The 15,427-nt window shown below is 50.1% G+C and carries 15 protein-coding genes and 1 tRNA gene; 12 read left to right on the forward strand and 4 right to left on the reverse strand.

All coding sequences use genetic code 11. The annotated features are described in order from the left end of the window. The coding region (locus GCWU000182_RS10255) for an IS256 family transposase (protein WP_023391632.1) at window positions 1–204 on the forward strand (204 nt) is incomplete at its 5' end. 347 nt (window positions 205–551) lie between these two features. On the opposite strand, the gene GCWU000182_RS04720 is transcribed toward GCWU000182_RS10255, so the two are convergent. Continuing rightward, a complete protein-coding gene (locus GCWU000182_RS04720) occupies window positions 552–1,130 on the reverse strand; it encodes a DUF4430 domain-containing protein (RefSeq protein WP_023391633.1) in 579 nt (192 codons plus the stop codon). Between the two features lie 167 nt (window positions 1,131–1,297). Between GCWU000182_RS04720 and tsaE the strand changes: the two genes are divergently transcribed. The 4 genes from tsaE (at window position 1,298) to GCWU000182_RS04740 (ending at window position 4,649) form a co-directional block, all read left to right on the forward strand. Beyond that, on the forward strand, window positions 1,298–1,783 hold the full coding sequence (tsaE, locus tag GCWU000182_RS04725; RefSeq protein WP_035364114.1) for a tRNA (adenosine(37)-N6)-threonylcarbamoyltransferase complex ATPase subunit type 1 TsaE: 486 nt from the start codon (window positions 1,298–1,300) through the stop codon (window positions 1,781–1,783). After that, window positions 1,773–2,303: a GNAT family N-acetyltransferase gene (locus GCWU000182_RS04730; protein ID WP_023391635.1), complete on the forward strand. Its 531-nt coding sequence runs from the start codon at window positions 1,773–1,775 to the stop codon at window positions 2,301–2,303. The genes tsaE and GCWU000182_RS04730 overlap by 11 nt, the downstream gene beginning before the upstream one ends. 23 nt (window positions 2,304–2,326) lie before the next feature. Beyond that, on the forward strand, window positions 2,327–3,229 hold the full coding sequence (gene murB, locus GCWU000182_RS04735; RefSeq protein WP_023391636.1) for a UDP-N-acetylmuramate dehydrogenase: 903 nt from the start codon (window positions 2,327–2,329) through the stop codon (window positions 3,227–3,229). 148 nt (window positions 3,230–3,377) lie between these two features. Then, the gene (locus tag GCWU000182_RS04740) at window positions 3,378–4,649 is read left to right on the forward strand and encodes a nucleotide disphospho-sugar-binding domain-containing protein (protein WP_035364116.1); all 1,272 of its coding nucleotides are present in this window, start codon (window positions 3,378–3,380) and stop codon (window positions 4,647–4,649) included. Window positions 4,650–4,745: 96 nt separating this feature from the next. Here GCWU000182_RS04740 and GCWU000182_RS04745 read toward each other — a convergent pair whose 3' ends face one another. After that, the gene (locus GCWU000182_RS04745) at window positions 4,746–5,546 is read right to left on the reverse strand and encodes a formate/nitrite transporter family protein (RefSeq protein WP_035364578.1); all 801 of its coding nucleotides are present in this window, start codon (window positions 5,544–5,546) and stop codon (window positions 4,746–4,748) included. A 169-nt stretch (window positions 5,547–5,715) separates the two neighbouring features. Between GCWU000182_RS04745 and GCWU000182_RS04750 the strand changes: the two genes are divergently transcribed. The 6 genes from GCWU000182_RS04750 (at window position 5,716) to GCWU000182_RS04775 (ending at window position 12,732) form a co-directional block, all read left to right on the forward strand. Further along, window positions 5,716–6,342 carry a Pr6Pr family membrane protein gene (locus GCWU000182_RS04750; protein ID WP_023391639.1) on the forward strand — a complete coding sequence of 209 codons (627 nt, stop codon included), beginning with the start codon at window positions 5,716–5,718 and terminating at the stop codon, window positions 6,340–6,342. 156 nt (window positions 6,343–6,498) lie between these two features. After that, a complete protein-coding gene (gene pta, locus GCWU000182_RS04755) occupies window positions 6,499–7,482 on the forward strand; it encodes a phosphate acetyltransferase (RefSeq protein WP_023391640.1) in 984 nt (327 codons plus the stop codon). Between the two features lie 110 nt (window positions 7,483–7,592). Continuing rightward, window positions 7,593–7,666 (forward strand) — tRNA-Arg (locus GCWU000182_RS04760). 292 nt (window positions 7,667–7,958) lie between these two features. Further along, a complete protein-coding gene (locus GCWU000182_RS04765) occupies window positions 7,959–10,910 on the forward strand; it encodes a SpaA isopeptide-forming pilin-related protein (protein ID WP_035364120.1) in 2,952 nt (983 codons plus the stop codon). Window positions 10,911–11,077: 167 nt separating this feature from the next. Next, window positions 11,078–12,022: a polysaccharide deacetylase family protein gene (locus GCWU000182_RS04770; protein WP_023391642.1), complete on the forward strand. Its 945-nt coding sequence runs from the start codon at window positions 11,078–11,080 to the stop codon at window positions 12,020–12,022. Next, complete coding sequence (locus GCWU000182_RS04775; RefSeq protein WP_023391643.1) at window positions 12,019–12,732, forward strand: ZIP family metal transporter; 714 nt, start codon at window positions 12,019–12,021, stop codon at window positions 12,730–12,732. Before GCWU000182_RS04770 ends, GCWU000182_RS04775 begins: the two co-directional genes overlap by 4 nt. Before the next feature lie 46 nt (window positions 12,733–12,778). On the opposite strand, the gene GCWU000182_RS04780 is transcribed toward GCWU000182_RS04775, so the two are convergent. Beyond that, on the reverse strand, window positions 12,779–13,105 hold the full coding sequence (locus GCWU000182_RS04780) for a branched-chain amino acid transporter permease (RefSeq protein ID WP_023391644.1): 327 nt from the start codon (window positions 13,103–13,105) through the stop codon (window positions 12,779–12,781). Continuing rightward, complete coding sequence (locus GCWU000182_RS04785) at window positions 13,102–13,803, reverse strand: AzlC family ABC transporter permease (RefSeq protein WP_023391645.1); 702 nt, start codon at window positions 13,801–13,803, stop codon at window positions 13,102–13,104. The genes GCWU000182_RS04780 and GCWU000182_RS04785 overlap by 4 nt, the downstream gene beginning before the upstream one ends. A gap of 120 nt (window positions 13,804–13,923) precedes the next feature. Here GCWU000182_RS04785 and thrC point away from each other — a divergent pair, with 120 nt between their 5' ends. After that, window positions 13,924–15,414, forward strand: a complete 1,491-nt coding sequence (gene thrC, locus GCWU000182_RS04790; RefSeq protein WP_023391646.1) for a threonine synthase — start codon at window positions 13,924–13,926, stop codon at window positions 15,412–15,414. Window positions 15,415–15,427 lie beyond the last annotated feature (13 nt).

Raw genomic sequence — 15,427 nt, forward strand, 5'->3', positions numbered from 1 at the left:
CCTGAGATTTACCATCCCAACTTGCGGACTACTAACTCTGTCGAACGTTTGAACCGTGAAATCAGACGACGAGATAAGGTCATTGGCGTCTACCCTAATGTCGCTTCTGCTGAGCGACTGATTGGCGCCATCCTCATTGATTTAAACGATGCTTGGCAGGCTAACGCACGCCCCTTCCTTGTCAACTTCACCAAACGCAAATAAGCTATAGGACAGCCTACAGATTTTTACACAGGATTTTGGACTTGACTTAAACCGGGTCAAAAGCTAGGAGCCAGTGGTCCACTCGGCAGAGTGGACCACTAGCTCGGGTCGGAATCCCGGAAAAAGGCGCAAATCAGGTCAAAAGTCGTGAGCCAGTGGCCCACTCCGTCGAGTGGACCACTAGCTCGTTGAGAAGGCCTGGAAAAAGGCGCCAACCGGACCACTAGCTCGGGGCAGAAACCCAGAATAGGGCACAAACCGAGTCAAAAGCCAGCAACCAAGCAGCAACCACACAAAAAAGCGAGGCAGCACTGGGCTGGCTCGCTTTTACTTTGTCTACTATGAGATTATTCAGCTTCAGCGTCTGAGGCTGGAATAATAGAGGTTGGGATTTCGTCGATGGTGCCGAAGTACCAATCAACAGAGTCGCCGGCTTTGAGGACTTGAGTTTTAGCCCCGTGATCAGCCACTTGGCCGTTTAAGAGGTAAACCCAGGTGTTTTCGCCGTCGTTAACGTTGTCGAAGAAGTTGTCGATGACTTGTTCTTCTTCATTGTATTTGAAGCGGATTTCCTTGTTGGATTCCATTGCTTCGAAGACGGTCTTACCAGCGGCATTTGGTACATCAAAGCTACCGATAACTTCGCCATGTACATAGAACTTGAAGGTAACGGTGGTAGATTTTTCTTCGCCAGAAGTTTTGGATTCGCTACTTTGGCTTTCGCTAGAAGTGCTAGCAGAAGAGCTGCTAGAAGAAGAAGAATGTGATTCTGAAGAAGAGACAACTTGGGCAATGTTAGAGCCGGATACTTGAGGACTTGGTTGGTTGCCCTTCAATACCCCTGATAAAATAGCCCACAAGGCAATAATAATCGCAATTAAGAAGACAATCGCCGCAAGTACAAGTGCTAATCGTTTGTTTTTCATACGATCCCTCCTGATTAAGTGTAGTTACCTATACGTTACCAAGAATCAGGCGGAAAGTCAAATCTTTCGCAATTGTAACCGGATTAGCTAGCATATTATTTCCGTCTTGACGGGCTTTTGGTTATAATATAATGAAGGAAATATATCATGTCAAAAGGAGTGCCGTCATGAGAGTAGAGACCCATTCAGCCCAAGACACCCAAGCCTTGGCAGCCAGCCTGGCTCCCGTCTTACCTGCAGGAACCTGGATTCGCTTGGAAGGGGATCTGGGGGCTGGCAAGACCACCTTTACCCAAGGACTGGGCAAGGCGCTAGGGATTGCGCGGGCGATTAAGAGTCCCACCTATACCATTGTGAAAGAATATGACTTGGAAGGCCAGGCGGCGCCTCGTCTCATTCATATTGACGCCTACCGCCTGGAAGAAGGGGGCGCCGATACGGTGGACTTGGCTTCCTATCGCCAACAGGGCGACTTGGTCCTAGTGGAGTGGGCTCAATTTATCGAAACGGAACTCCCGACGGCCTATCTTGACCTGGCACTCTCATACGGTCAAGAGGTCGACGACCGGGTCTTGACCATCCAATGGGTGGGGGGCCAGGAGCCAGAATGGTTGAGCCAATGGAGCAAGGAGGTAAGCGACCATGCCAGATAAGCAGGATGTAGAAGTCATTATTCGCCAGGCAGAAGTCGGCGATGCTCGTGCTATTTTGGGTATGTTGAGCCAGATTCGCCAGGAATCACCCTATGTGGTCCTAGCCGATAATGCCGATGATGTGGAGGCGCAAGTGACCATCATCGAGCAATATGACCAGCATCCCCATGCCCTTATGTTAGTCAGCGAAGTGGATGGTCAGCTGGTAGGCTTTGCGACGGTTCAGCCCCAAAATCTGCCGGCGCTCGCTCATGTGGCCGAAATCGGGGTCTGCCTGATTGCCGAGTATTGGGGCTATGGCATTGGCTCCCTCTTGATGGAGACCATGTTGGATTTTGCCCAGGAAGTGGGACTGCGCGTCCTGCATCTGGAAGTCATTGCGGACAACCTGCCAGCTATCGGCCTCTATAAGAAGTTCGACTTCCAGGAGCGAGGTCGACTGACGCAACGCGTGGCTCGTGGCGGCCGCTATTACGATACCATCCTGATGGAACATGTCCTGCGGGATGCAGACCAGTAAAATATGTGAAAAGAGGTTAATTTATGGTGGATTTAGCCAAATTACAAGATGTCTTAGGGACTTTGACCATCAAAGCCAATGAACCCTTATCCAATTATACCTACACCAAGACCGGGGGGCCGGCAGATCTCTTAGTCTTCCCGCGTTCGGTGGAGGAAGTCCAAAGGGTCCTAGCTGCAGTCAAGCAAGAGAACCTGCCTCTAACCGTTCTGGGCAATGCCAGCAACCTCATCGTCAAAGATGGCGGTATTCGAGGCCTGGTCATGATTCTAACGGACATGCAGGAACTGGTCCTAGAAGGTAATCAGTTGAAGGCAGCCAGTGGGGCGGCCTTGATTGAGGCTAGCCGTCAGGCGGCGGCGGCCGGGCTGACTGGCTTGGAATTTGCCTGCGGCATTCCGGGTTCCATTGGTGGGGCCATCTATATGAATGCCGGCGCCTATGGGGGCGAGGTCAAGGATGTCATTAGCCAGGTGCAAACCATGACGCGTGACGGCCAGCTCAAGACCTACGCGGGAGCAGATTGCGACTTCAGCTATCGCCACAGTCGTTTCCAAGAAGGGGACGAGGTCATTTTAGGCGTCACCTTCGATTTAGCGCCAGGAGATCAGAGCACCATTGATAGCAAGGTGGCCGAGTTGACTCACCTGCGTCAAAGCAAGCAACCGCTAGAGTATCCCTCTTGCGGCTCAGTCTTCAAGCGGCCTGAGGGTTACTTTGCCGGCAAGCTCATTCAAGATGCTGGCCTGCAGGGCTATCAAGTGGGCGGAGCGCAAGTCTCAACCAAGCACGCGGGCTTCATTGTCAATGTAGACCATGCGACAGCTACCGACTACTTGGAAGTCATTGAACATATTCGTCTGGTGGTCTGGGCCCGGACTGGGGTCTTCATGGAGCCAGAAGTACGAATTATTGGCGAAGATTAAGAATTTGGGACAGGTTATTCGACCTGTCCTTTTTGCTTGGCGTTATGCAAACTTAATCTAAAAAATTCGCAAATATCGTTGACTATTGGGCGGAGATGGTTCACACTAGAACAGTGAGATGAATTTATGGACAAAGGAGTGGGAGACTATGACCTGCAGCGTCATCAAACTGGCCGTGTTTGCCCCCCCATTAAGTGGGCATCTCTATCCCGTTCTGGGCTTGATGCAACCCTTATTAGATAACCCTAACTATGATATTACCGTCTATACAGGCCTGACCAAGGTGCCGGTAGTCCAGGCTTTGGGCTTTAAGTGCCAGGCCCTCCTGCCTGATCAACCAGATGTCTTCGACAACATTGCCTCGACCGATACCAAACTCAATGCCTCCACCCTCTACGGGCAGATTCAGGCTGCTATCACCATGTGTCAGGACCTCATGACCCAGGTGGAAGCCATTCTGAGAGAGACTCAACCAGATGTGGCGACCGTAGACTTTGTCTTCGCGCCCCTCGGCATGGTCTGTGATAAGCTAGGCCTGCCATGGTTGACTACCAACCCGACACCTTTTTCAATCGAAAGTAAGACTGACGCACCAGCCTTCTTAGGGGGGCTTAAGCCACCTCTTAACTGGCGCCAAGCTTTGCGCAACCGTCTAGGGCGGGGCGCCGTCCATGGCTTCAAGCGCCTAGTCTATGGTCTCTTCGTTAAGAAGGCCCTTAAGCGCTTCGACCCTGTCATCTATCAGCAGTTTAAGCTCTATCGTGAAAATGGCGAAGAGGGCTTCTATTCGCCTTACTGTATTCTGGCTCTAGGTATGGAAGAATTGGAGTTCCGCAAGGATTTTCCAGCTCATCTGACTTGGTTAGGTCCGACCTATCCTAAGAAGCCAGTAGCCGACTTCCACTTACCAACCGACCTGCCAACGGTCTTGGTGACCAATGGGACTCTGCTACCTTGGGGCAAGGAATCCCTGCTGACCATCGTCAAGCGTCTGGCTCAGGCTCATCCGGATATTTGCTTTTTGGTGACGGCCGGCAGTGAAGCCCGCCAAGATCAGCCAGTAGAAGCCATTATGGACAATGTCTACCGCTATCAGTACATTGATTACGAGGCGGTTCTACCTCATGTCGATTACGTCATCCACCACGGTGGGGCCGGCATCCTCTATGCCAGCATCCGCCATGGCAAGCCGGCCTTGGTCATTCCCCATGACTATGACCAGTTTGACTATGCGGCGCGATTAGAATGGGCTGATGCCGCCTTGGTAGCTAGCCTCAAGCGGCCAGACTCCATTGAAGCTGGCTTTAAGCAGCTGCTAAGCCGGACAGACTGGACTGCTATGAAGACCTTGCAAGGCCAGCTCCTGGCCTATCCGACCCAGGACCGCTTAGAAGCGGCCATTGCCTGCGTCCTCAAATAAATTAGACTCAAAAGGTTGAAGCAGTAAAAGCTTCAACCTTTTTGATTTTGCCTACAAAAAAAAGCCTGGGCTAAAGCCCAGACTTGGTTTGCATGATTAAACTTGCTCTTGGTAGTTGGTCTTGGTTTGGTTAAGCCAAGTGTAGACAACCCCAATTAAGAGGCCACCACCTACTAGGTTACCAAGGTAAGAAACACCCCAGTGGCGTAGGACATTGACTAATTCAAAACCTTTAGCTCCTTTGAAAGGTGAGAAGAGCAAGATAGACATAGAAGCGAAGTTAGCTACCACGTGCTCGTTGGTCATGTAGACAAACATGAAGATTGCAGACAGCACTAAGCTTAATCGTGCTGCTTGATCCTTAACTAAGACGAAGCAGAGAATGGCAATGTTAACTAAGACGTTAGCCACAATCCCTTCAAGGAAGACTTGGCCGTTGCCACGCGCCAGTTTCGTTTGGATAATGCCGACAATGGCTGAGTTCTCATTGAGGTTAGCGAAGGCTGCGGTGTTACCTAAGAGGTAGCCAGCGAACAAGGTCCCAACTAAGTTGAAGATGGAACAGATTAAGAGAACTTTGAGTGCTTTTTTCCAATCAATGGCCTTGCTGAAGGTCCCTGCTGTGAGGAACATCATGTTGGAAGTAGCTAGTTCCCCGTTGAGGAAGACAACGTAAGCCAAACCAAAGGCGAAGATGAAGGCGAAGAAGAAGCGGCCCAAGCTTGGGTGTAGGGTGTTGATTTGATCAGCAGCAACAGCCCCAGCTGCGGTTGACAAGGTCAAGAAGGCGCCGGCATAGATAGAGCGTGCTGCATAGCGACCTAGGCTTTCTTCCAGAAGCGCCGCTTTTTTGGTACAGGCTTTCTTAATAAAATCTACGAATGGTGATAATGACATATCTGACATGGTTTTCCCTCCAATAAAAGATAGTTTCATTATAGCGCATTTTTGGGGGCTTGATAAGTAGCTGAGGCAATAAAATAACAAATTTTCGACAGCCTTTTCATTTGGCTGAGCTTGTGCTAGAATAGGCCAGTAAATAAATTAAGCAAAGGAGTCTCTTATCTTGAGCCAACGCCGTCTCATCCTACCTAGCCTCATTGTCCTAACAGAGCTTGTAGGCCTCACCTTCAATCTCTATCCTAATAAATGGCACCAGTTAACCTACTATACCTTGTTATCCAATATTTTGGTCTTAGCCTTCTTCGCTTGGCTAGTGCTGGCTCGCCCGACGCCATCTGCTAGCCTGACCCGTATCAAGGGGGCGGTGACAACGGCCATTCTCCTGACCTTCTTCGTCTACCTGGTCTTGTTGATGCCGACGGCGACACACGAGCAGTTCTGGCGGGTCCAGAACTTTGCCCTGCATTTTATTGCGCCTATTCTGGTCATCCTGGACTGGCTCCTCTATGATGCCAAGGGCCACTATCGTTGGTTTGAGCCCCTGACCTGGACGGTGCTGCCTCTTATTTATATGACCTTCGCCCTGATACGGGGTGCTGTCTTCCATCTACCCATTCCTAACGAGAAGGCCTCGCCTTATCCATACTTCTTCCTCAATATTGACCGCATTGGCTGGTGGGGCCTCAGTAAATATTTTGTCGCCATTTTGGCGGTCTTCCTCTTGCTGGCCTATGGTATGCTAGCCCTGAAACGAGCGCCAAAAGTAGGGCGTTTTCATGAAAAACACTAGTACAGATTAATTCTCATATAAAACAGACTAAAGGCGGAATCTAAAAGATTTGCGCCTTTTTTGTTTTTTTTAGACTGAACACTTTTTTTTTAGGCCTAAAGGGTGTAAACTAGGAGGTAGAGTTTTATCACTAGAAAAAGGAAGTGGCCAAATTTTATGGTAATGTTCAAACGCTTAGCTAACAACATCAAGGGTAAACACCTCAAGATTGTTTTCCCAGAAGCTAACGACAAACGTGTATTAGGGGCAGCTGTTCGTCTACGTGTAGATGACTTAGTAGAGCCAATCCTCTTGGGGAATGTAGAAGAAGTCAAGGCCTTGGCAGCACAAAACAGCTGGAATATCGACGCCTTTACCATTATCGATCCAGAAACTTATGCAGAATACGATGCCATGGTAGCAGCTTTCGTAGAACGCCGTAAGGGCAAAGCGACTGAAGAACAAGCGCGCGAATTGCTCAAGGACGTGTCCTACTTCGGGACTATGTTGGTCTACATGGGCTTAGCGGATGGTTTAGTCAGCGGGGCTGTTCACTCAACTGGTGACACCGTTCGTCCAGCCTTACAAATCATCAAGACCAAGCCAGGCATTAGCCGTACATCTGGGGCCTTCATCATGGTGCCAGCTGAGAGCGACGGTCAAAAATTAGTCTTCGCCGACTGCGCGATCAACATCAACCCTTCAGCGCAAGAATTAGCTGAAATCGCAGTAGAATCTGCGCACACTGCTAAAATCTTCGACATCGAACCACGCGTAGCTATGCTCAGCTTCTCAACCAAGGGCTCAGCTAAGGCACCCGAAGTGGACAAGGTGGTAGAAGCAACTAAGTTGGCGCAAGAATTAGCGCCAGAAGTGCTCATCGATGGGGAACTCCAATTTGACGCTTCTTACTCGGAAATCGTGGCTGACCAAAAGGCACCTGGTTCTGAAGTAGCCGGTCATGCAACGGTCTACATCTTCCCTGACCTCCAATCTGGTAACATCGGCTACAAGATTGCCCAACGTTTGGGTCGCTATGAAGCCGTAGGTCCAATCTTACAAGGTTTGAACGCGCCAATCTCTGACTTATCTCGTGGTTGCGTGGAAGAAGATGTCTACAAGGTAGCCATTATCACCGCTAACCAAGCTTTAGCAAACTAAGCCATGAAGAAGAGGCTGGGCAACCAGTCTCTTTTTCTTAGCCATGAGCCTGCAAGACTCGTCGGATAGGCCTTCATGTGCTATAATAAATCATGTGCTAAGAGCACCTAGTCCCCGTACCTCAGTAGGATAGAGGATTCGCCTCCTAAGCGGAATGCCGCAGGTTCAATTCCTGCCGGGGACGTCATTATGTAAGAGAGTCTGACCATTCGCCCGAGCGAGTGGTCAGGCTTATTTTTGTGGGCAAAATTACTTGGCCTGCTAGCAAGATAGTGTTAGCTTGTCGCCGGCTTGGCCCTAGCTATTGGTAGGGCTTCATTTGGCTAGAGAATAGGACTTTAATGACCTCTTGAGGAGGGCTAGATTTCTAATTTATGAATTTATGATGAAGATTATTGATTTAATCTAGACTTCTTATTGACATGGCCCACAGGGTCGATTGAATGTGGTAATATATGGGTAAAGGAGGCGAGAGTATGAATCGCTTAAGAAAAATTGGCGCTGCCCTTGCAGTTGCCGGAATGTTAGCGACCTATGTACCTTCTGGACTGGTCCTAGCGCAAGTGAATCCTAACTCACCGATTGAAGTATCGGTGGATATTCTGTTACAAGTTGATGCCAATCCGCCAAAACGTCAGGAAAATGCGACCTACGAAATTGTGGACGAGGCAGGTAATGTGGTTTATCGTCATGAATCTGACGCCCAAGCGAGCGAAGTACCTAAGTTAACCGCTGGTAAGTATCGTTTACGCTTGTATGATGGCCAAGGCTTCAAACGTGCGGACAAGGTTCTCAAGGCACAAAAAGTTGAAACCTCTATTCCTAAGCGGTCAGAACAAGATATCGCCGCCAACAAGCAATTACAGGAACAGTCTGACAAGGGCAGTCTCAAGACAGACGACCAAGGTCAGGCATACTATGAAGTGGCCTTCGAAGTCAAGGCAGGTCCTGACTTAGAAAGTGCTGACCATCAGAAAATGGTCTCTAAATTAGCCGTTACCCTATCTGACCAAGAGGGGGCAGGCAGTGCGCCACAAGCACCAGCCCAATCCTCTAGCCAGGCGCCAGAGGTGAAGCGCAACTTGACGGTCAAGGTCTTAGACCAAGCGCAAGAAATTGTGCCGGGTGCCACGGTTACGGTGGAAGGTCAAACAGCTGTGACGGATGAAAACGGGGATGCCCACTTCAAGGGCTTGACGCCAGGGACGGTTCACTATGCTGTGACTCAGTTGCCAGAAGGCTATGAAGGGACACCAAGCGGTGAAGCCCAACTCCCAAGCGACACCGACCATTCCATTACCTTGCAGGTAGCCAAGAAGGCTGAGCCTCAAGTGACTAAGCGCGATTTAACCGTTAAGGTTCTGGACCAAGAACAAAAGACAGTAGCCGGCGTAACGGTAACAGTAGAAGACCAAAGTGCCGTAACGGATGAAAATGGGGATGCCCACTTCAAGGGCTTGACGCCAGGGACGGTTCATTATGCGGTGACTCAATTGCCAGAAGGCTATGAGGGGACACCAAGTGGCGAAGCCCAACTGCCAAGTGACACTGATCATTCCATTACTTTACAAGTAGCCAAGAAGGCTGAGCCTCAAGTGACTAAGCGCGACCTAACCGTTAAAGTTCTAGACCAAGAACAAAAGACGGTAGCCGGCGTAACGGTCACTGTGGCAGACCAAACAGCCGTGACGGATGAAAATGGGGATGCCCACTTCAAAGGCTTAACGCCAGGCAAAGTGCACTATGCGGTGACTCAATTGCCAGAAGGCTATGAAGGCACGCCAAATGGGGATGCCGAACTGCCAGTTGACACTGATCACTCCATTACCTTGCAGGTAGCTAAGAAGGCTGAATCTTCTAGCCAAGCGCCAGCAACTAAACGCGACTTGACCGTTAAAGTCCTAGACCAAGAACAAAAGATTGTGTCCGGCGTAACGGTCACTGTAGAAGGCCAAAGTGCTGAGACGGATGAAAATGGGGATGCCCACTTCAAGGGTCTAACGCCAGGGACGGTTCACTATGCCGTAACGGATTTACCAGACGGCTACGAAGGCACACCAAGTGGTGACGCTGAATTACCAAGCGACACCGATCATTCCATTACCTTACAAGTGACTAAGAAGCCAGCGCAACCAGCGGTTGAAGCTGTCAAACGCGACTTGACCATCAAGATTTTAGACCAAGATCAGAAGATTGTAGCCGGCGTAACCGTGACGGTTGGCGACCAAACGGCTGTTACCGACGAAAATGGGGATGCTCACTTCAAGGGCTTAACGCCTGGTAAGATTCACTATGCGGTAACCCAATTGCCAGAAGGCTATGAAGGCACGCCTAGTGGTGACGCTGAATTGCCAAGTGACACCGACCACTCTATTACCTTACAAGTAAGCCGCAAGGACCAAGCGTCTTCTTCAAGCTCATCCTCTTCATCTCAAGCTGAGAAGCGTGACTTGACCGTCAAAGTCTTGGATAATGCCGGCAAGGAAGTACCAGGCGTTAGTGTCAAGATTGGCGACCAAGTACAAGTCACCAATGAATACGGCCAAGCTGTCTTCAAAGGCTTGACCCCAGGGACCTTCCACTATGAGATTGTCAACTTGCCAGAGAATTACACCGGCGCCCAAGCAGGAGACGCTGAATTACCTTCTGACACTGACCACTCCATCACTTTTACCGTTCAACGTCAACAAGCAGTTGCTAATGTGACGGTGAAAGTCATGGATGACAATAACCAAAGTGTCCCAGGTGTGACAGTTTACTTAGGTGAATTGGAAGGCCAAACGGACGACCAAGGTAATATCCGCTTCGAAGCCTTGGAAGCAGGTAAGTACACTTACGGCATTAAGGAAGTGCCAGAAGCTTATCAAGCTGCAACAGGTGCTCAAACCTTAGATGTGGCCCCAGGTGCCGACTTGCATCCAATCCTCAAGGTCAGCCGTAAAGCCCAAGTAGCCAGCTTGGAACTCAACGTGGTCAACGTTGCCGGCCAAGCAGTGGCAGACGTAACCCTAGCCGTAGGCAACCAACAATTGAAGACGGATGCCCAAGGGAAAGTCACCTTTACCGATCTTAAGGCAGGGGACTACGACTACTATGTAGTGGCCGCTCCAGAACCTTACCAATTGGATCAAACTAAGATTAAATTAACGCTAGCCAACGGGCAGACGGCTAAGCGAACCATTCAATTAGCTGAGAAACCAGCGGCTTCCTCAAGTTCGAGTGCTTCATCTGACAAGGTGACAGCGACTAAGACTTCTGGTGTAGAACGCAAGGACGGCAATTTGCCATCAACCGGTGAACAAGTCATGGCTTGGTTAACACCACTGGCGCTTGCTCTCCTAGCTCTCGGCGGCGCTATTCTCTTCTTCCGTCGTCGCAAGAATCAAGCGTCTACTGATGCCTCACAAGATGAGGATCATGAAGCATAATCAAGACTAGCTGGTCACCTCGCTTTAGAAAGTATTCTAGGCGAGGTGACTTTTTTGCTAGTTTAGAAAAAATAATGGCTCCCAGGCTAATAAAGTGTCGCATTTTTTTGGACAGTGGAGTATAATAGGATTGTAGTCAAGGATATAAATATAGCGAGGGCGATAGCATGCGGTCAAAGGACAAGAAGAATCTACTTTATAATAGCTTATTGGCACTTATTTTGTGCCTGGTCTGTATTGTCTGCATCTTATCCGTCATGCTCTTCCTACAGACCCTTGAAGGGCAGGACTCTTCCCAGCAGACTAGCTCGAGTCAGCTAGCCTTAACAGGGCAGTCTCAATCTTCAGCCAGTCAAGAGTCCAGTAAGAAGGAAGCAGAAAGCAAGCCCCAAGAACTGGTCAAGGGTTCTAACCATAACCAGGCGGCCAGCGCCTATGCCTATAAGGCTCAGGATGTGCGCAAGCTCCTCTACGATCCTAAAGCCTCAGATAAAAAAATAGTATTTTTAACCTTCGATGACGGGGTTAACTTTGAAGTGACGCCTAAGATCTTAGATGTTCTCAAGGCCAAGCAGGTGCCAGCCACCTTCTTCGTGATTGGCAAGACAGTGGGAGACAAGACCCGGCCCTTGTTAGAACGGCAAATTCGCGAGGGGCACGCCATCGGGATTCACTCCTACAGTCATGATTACAACCGTCTCTTTCCAGGCGGGGTAGTCGATGTCAATCAAGTAGTCAAGGAAGTCAAGGAAACCCAAGCTTCTATGCAGGAAGTGCTAGGTCGGGATTTCCATACGGCTGTCTGGCGTTACCCAGGTGGCCATATGTCCTGGAAGGGGACCGAAGAACTGGATGCCTCCCTTAAGAAACTAGATGTTGACTGGATGGACTGGAATGGTATGTCCGGCGATGCGGAAACACCGTCTGCCCGGCCAACCACGCCGAGTGACATGCTAGCCTATATGGAAAAATCCTTCTATGTGGCGCCTGACGCCAAGGTGCGGGTCATCCTCATGCACGATGCTTCCGATAAGCAATTGACCATTGAGGCCCTGCCTCACATTATTGATTACTTCAAGTCTCAAGGCTATGAATTTGGGGTGTTAACATGAGTTCACTTACTTGGTTAGGCCTAGGTTTGGGCATGACTGCCTATGCCTTGGCCACCTTTTGGGGCTGGCACTTAGGCCCTAGGTTACAGCAACGGCCTTGGGTTCGCAGCCAACTACTCTTGTTGACCTGTGGCATCTGGCTAGAATTAGTCTTCTTCGATTTATTGCCTTCTACCCAGCCCACTCTTATGGGGATTTTGGGTTTCCGCATGGCGACTCTGTTTAGCCTCATTCTCTTCTTTACCCCGGTCATCCTCATGTCAGGCCTGCATTCCTTTGTTGGCTGGGCACCGAGCGGGCGCTTGCGCCTAGGGGCCTTCACCCTCCAAAATATGTTGGAAGGGGTGCTGATTTATAGTCTCTGCCGGGTTAACCCCTGGTTGGGGACAGCCTATCTCTTCCTGACAGCGCCGCACGCCTTAGTAGAGGCCATGACTATTCGGGAATTAAGCCGTCCTGCCAAAGCAGGTACCTGGCTCTGGTTGGTGTTTGGTAACTTGGCCGGGCTAGGCCTAGGCTTTGTCCTAATCGAGGGCATGGGATCTCTAATCAGCCTAGCCGTCTTCAATCAACTCATGGCCGGCTATCTCTTCTATGTGGCCTTTGTGGACCTCTATCAGGAGGTGGTCCGCCAGGCTAAGCGCCCAATCATTCCCTATGCCGTCTTCCTAGGTATGGGCCTCATGGGTCTCTTGAATGTGCTGGTTTAATTGAATATAAAAATAACGAGCTAGGATCTTTCCTAGCTCGTTTTTCTTATCCTAATAAATGTAAGCCCATCATATAGACGGCAGTCCCTAGCGCGATGCTAAGGAGGAAGTTGCGTTTCCACAGGTGGCAGACAGCCGTAGTAAGGGCCGCGCCAAGCATGAGCAGACTGTCTTGGGGCAGACTAGGGCTGAGATGGCGGAAGGCATAGACGACTAGGAGTCCCATGACGGCAGTGGGTAGCATTTGGCCTAAGTAGCTAACGAAGGCTGGTGGCCGCTTGTGAGCTGGGAAGATCCAGAAGGCTAGAAAACGTGTCAGCACCGTTCCTAAGACGACGAGGGCGATGGTAATGGCTTGCTGCCAAGGGGTCATGCGCTCACCTCCTGGTCTGGCTGCTGCTTCTGCTGCCAGTAGCGGTAGCCAAAGAGGACTAGCATGAGAATCATGGCCGGAATCATAAAGTTTTCTGGGCCAAAGAGGACCAAACAGAGGACGGATGAGCCTAAACCGATAAAGGCAGCAGAGTGTTGACGGTGGGAACGCCATTGTTCAATCAGCAAGACAATGAAGAGGGCATTGAGGACGAAGTCCATGCCCTTGACATTAATGGGCAGGTAGGGACCAATAAAAGCCCCCATGGCCGTCGCACAGACCCAGTAGAACTGGTTGAGCCAGGTCACATGGAAGTAGGCCCAGCCTCGGTCAAGGTCTTGCGGTAGGTCTAGCGTCACATTAATAGAGAAGGACTCATCGCACATGCCGAAGATCAGATAGGGTTGCTGCCAGCCCAGATGGTGGTATTTGTCCAACATGGCTAGGCCATAGAAGAGATGGCGGGCATTGACCATGAGGGTCAAGAGCAGGGCCTGGAGCGGGTTGAAGGCAGCAAGCAAGAGCTGCAAGGTCACAAACTCCATGGAACCAGCGAAAATAAAGAGGGACATTAAGACCGGCAAGTAGGGGGGAAATCCCTTGCTGACGGCTAACATGCCTAGGGAGAATCCTAGGAAGAGAAAGCCCGTCATAATAGGAATGGTCTTAGGGAAGACATGGGAGAGAGCACGTTTCATTGATTCACCTCGACGTCGTTAATAGTCCCATTCTAATTGCCTTCCTTGGCCCTGTCAAGTCCACCTGACTTATGGTATAATGTCCAAGTGAAGATTTAAAGTGAAAAGAGGGAAGTCACCATGACCTTATATTACCAAAGTACTCGTAACCCAGAAAACCGTGTCACCGCTTCTCAAGCCATCCTCAAGGGCATTGCGGAAGACGGAGGCCTCTATGTGCCGGAGGCCCATCCTAAGTTGCCAGTCCCTCTGGCTGACCTAGTGGGTAAGTCCTATCAGGAGGTTGCCTTTACCGTCATGAAGGCTTATTTTGATGACTTCAGCCAGGAAGAATTACAGGCCTGCATTGATGGAGCCTATAACAGCGACAAGTTCGACACGCCAGAATTGACCCCAGTTAAGAAGGTAGGGGATGCCTACTATCTGGAGCTCTTCCATGGCCAGACCATCGCCTTCAAGGATATGGCCCTGTCCATCCTGCCTTATCTCATGACCACTTCGGCTAAGAAACAAGGGTCTGACAAGGAAATCGTCATCCTGACTGCCACCTCTGGCGATACCGGTAAGGCGGCCATGGCCGGCTTTGCGGATGTGCCCGGCACTAAGATTGTGGTCTTCTATCCTAAGGGCGGTGTCAGCCATATCCAAGAACTGCAAATGTTGACTCAGAAGGGTGACAACACCTATGTAGTAGGCATTACCAGCAACTTCGATGATGCCCAAAGCCAAGTCAAGGCCCTCTTTGGGGACCAAGCTCTCAACGAGCAAATTGACGCGGCTGGCTACCAATTTTCAAGTGCCAACTCTATTAACATTGGGCGTCTCATTCCCCAAGTGGCTTACTATGTCTTTGCCTATTTGCAACTGGTGAGTCAAGGTATCATTGCTTTAGGCGATGCCATCAATGTGGATGTGCCAACCGGTAACTTCGGTAACATTTTGGCGGCCTACTATGCTCGTCAAATGGGTTTGCCAATCAAGACCTTCATCTGTGCCTCTAACAAGAACAATGTCTTAACTGACTTCTTCAAGACCGGCGTCTACGACCGCCAACGTCCTTTCTATGTGACTAATTCGCCATCCATGGATATCCTCATCTCTAGCAACCTAGAGCGTTTAATTTACCATGCGACTGGGAATGATGCGGCTCAAACGGCTGCTTATATGAAACAATTAGTAGACCAAGGTCACTACCAAGTGACGCCTCAAATGCAGGCAACTTATGCTGATTTCTATGGGGGTTACGCTGATGAGGCTCAAATCGAAGACAGCATTAAGGCCGTCTATGAAGCGACCGGCTATGTCTTAGACCCTCATACGGCAGTAGCCACTTCGGTTTACTGCGACTACCGTCAGGAGACAGGCGACACCACGCCTACCTTAATCGCTTCGACCGCCAGCCCTTACAAGTTCCCACGCTCTGTCATGCAGTCCTTCCAGGACTTAGATCCTGAAGTGGATGACCTGACCCTGGTGGACCAATTGGAAGCTATCTCTGGCGTGCCACAACCTGCGGCCGTTCTCGAAGTCAAAGAAGCCCAAATCCGTCATAATGAAGTGGTAGATGTGGCCGGCATGAAGGCCAGCATCTTGGCTAAGTTGGGGCTCTAATCGTCAAATTCCT

Source organism: Abiotrophia defectiva ATCC 49176, from assembly GCF_000160075.2.
In the GTDB taxonomy this organism is placed as follows: domain Bacteria; phylum Bacillota; class Bacilli; order Lactobacillales; family Aerococcaceae; genus Abiotrophia; species Abiotrophia defectiva.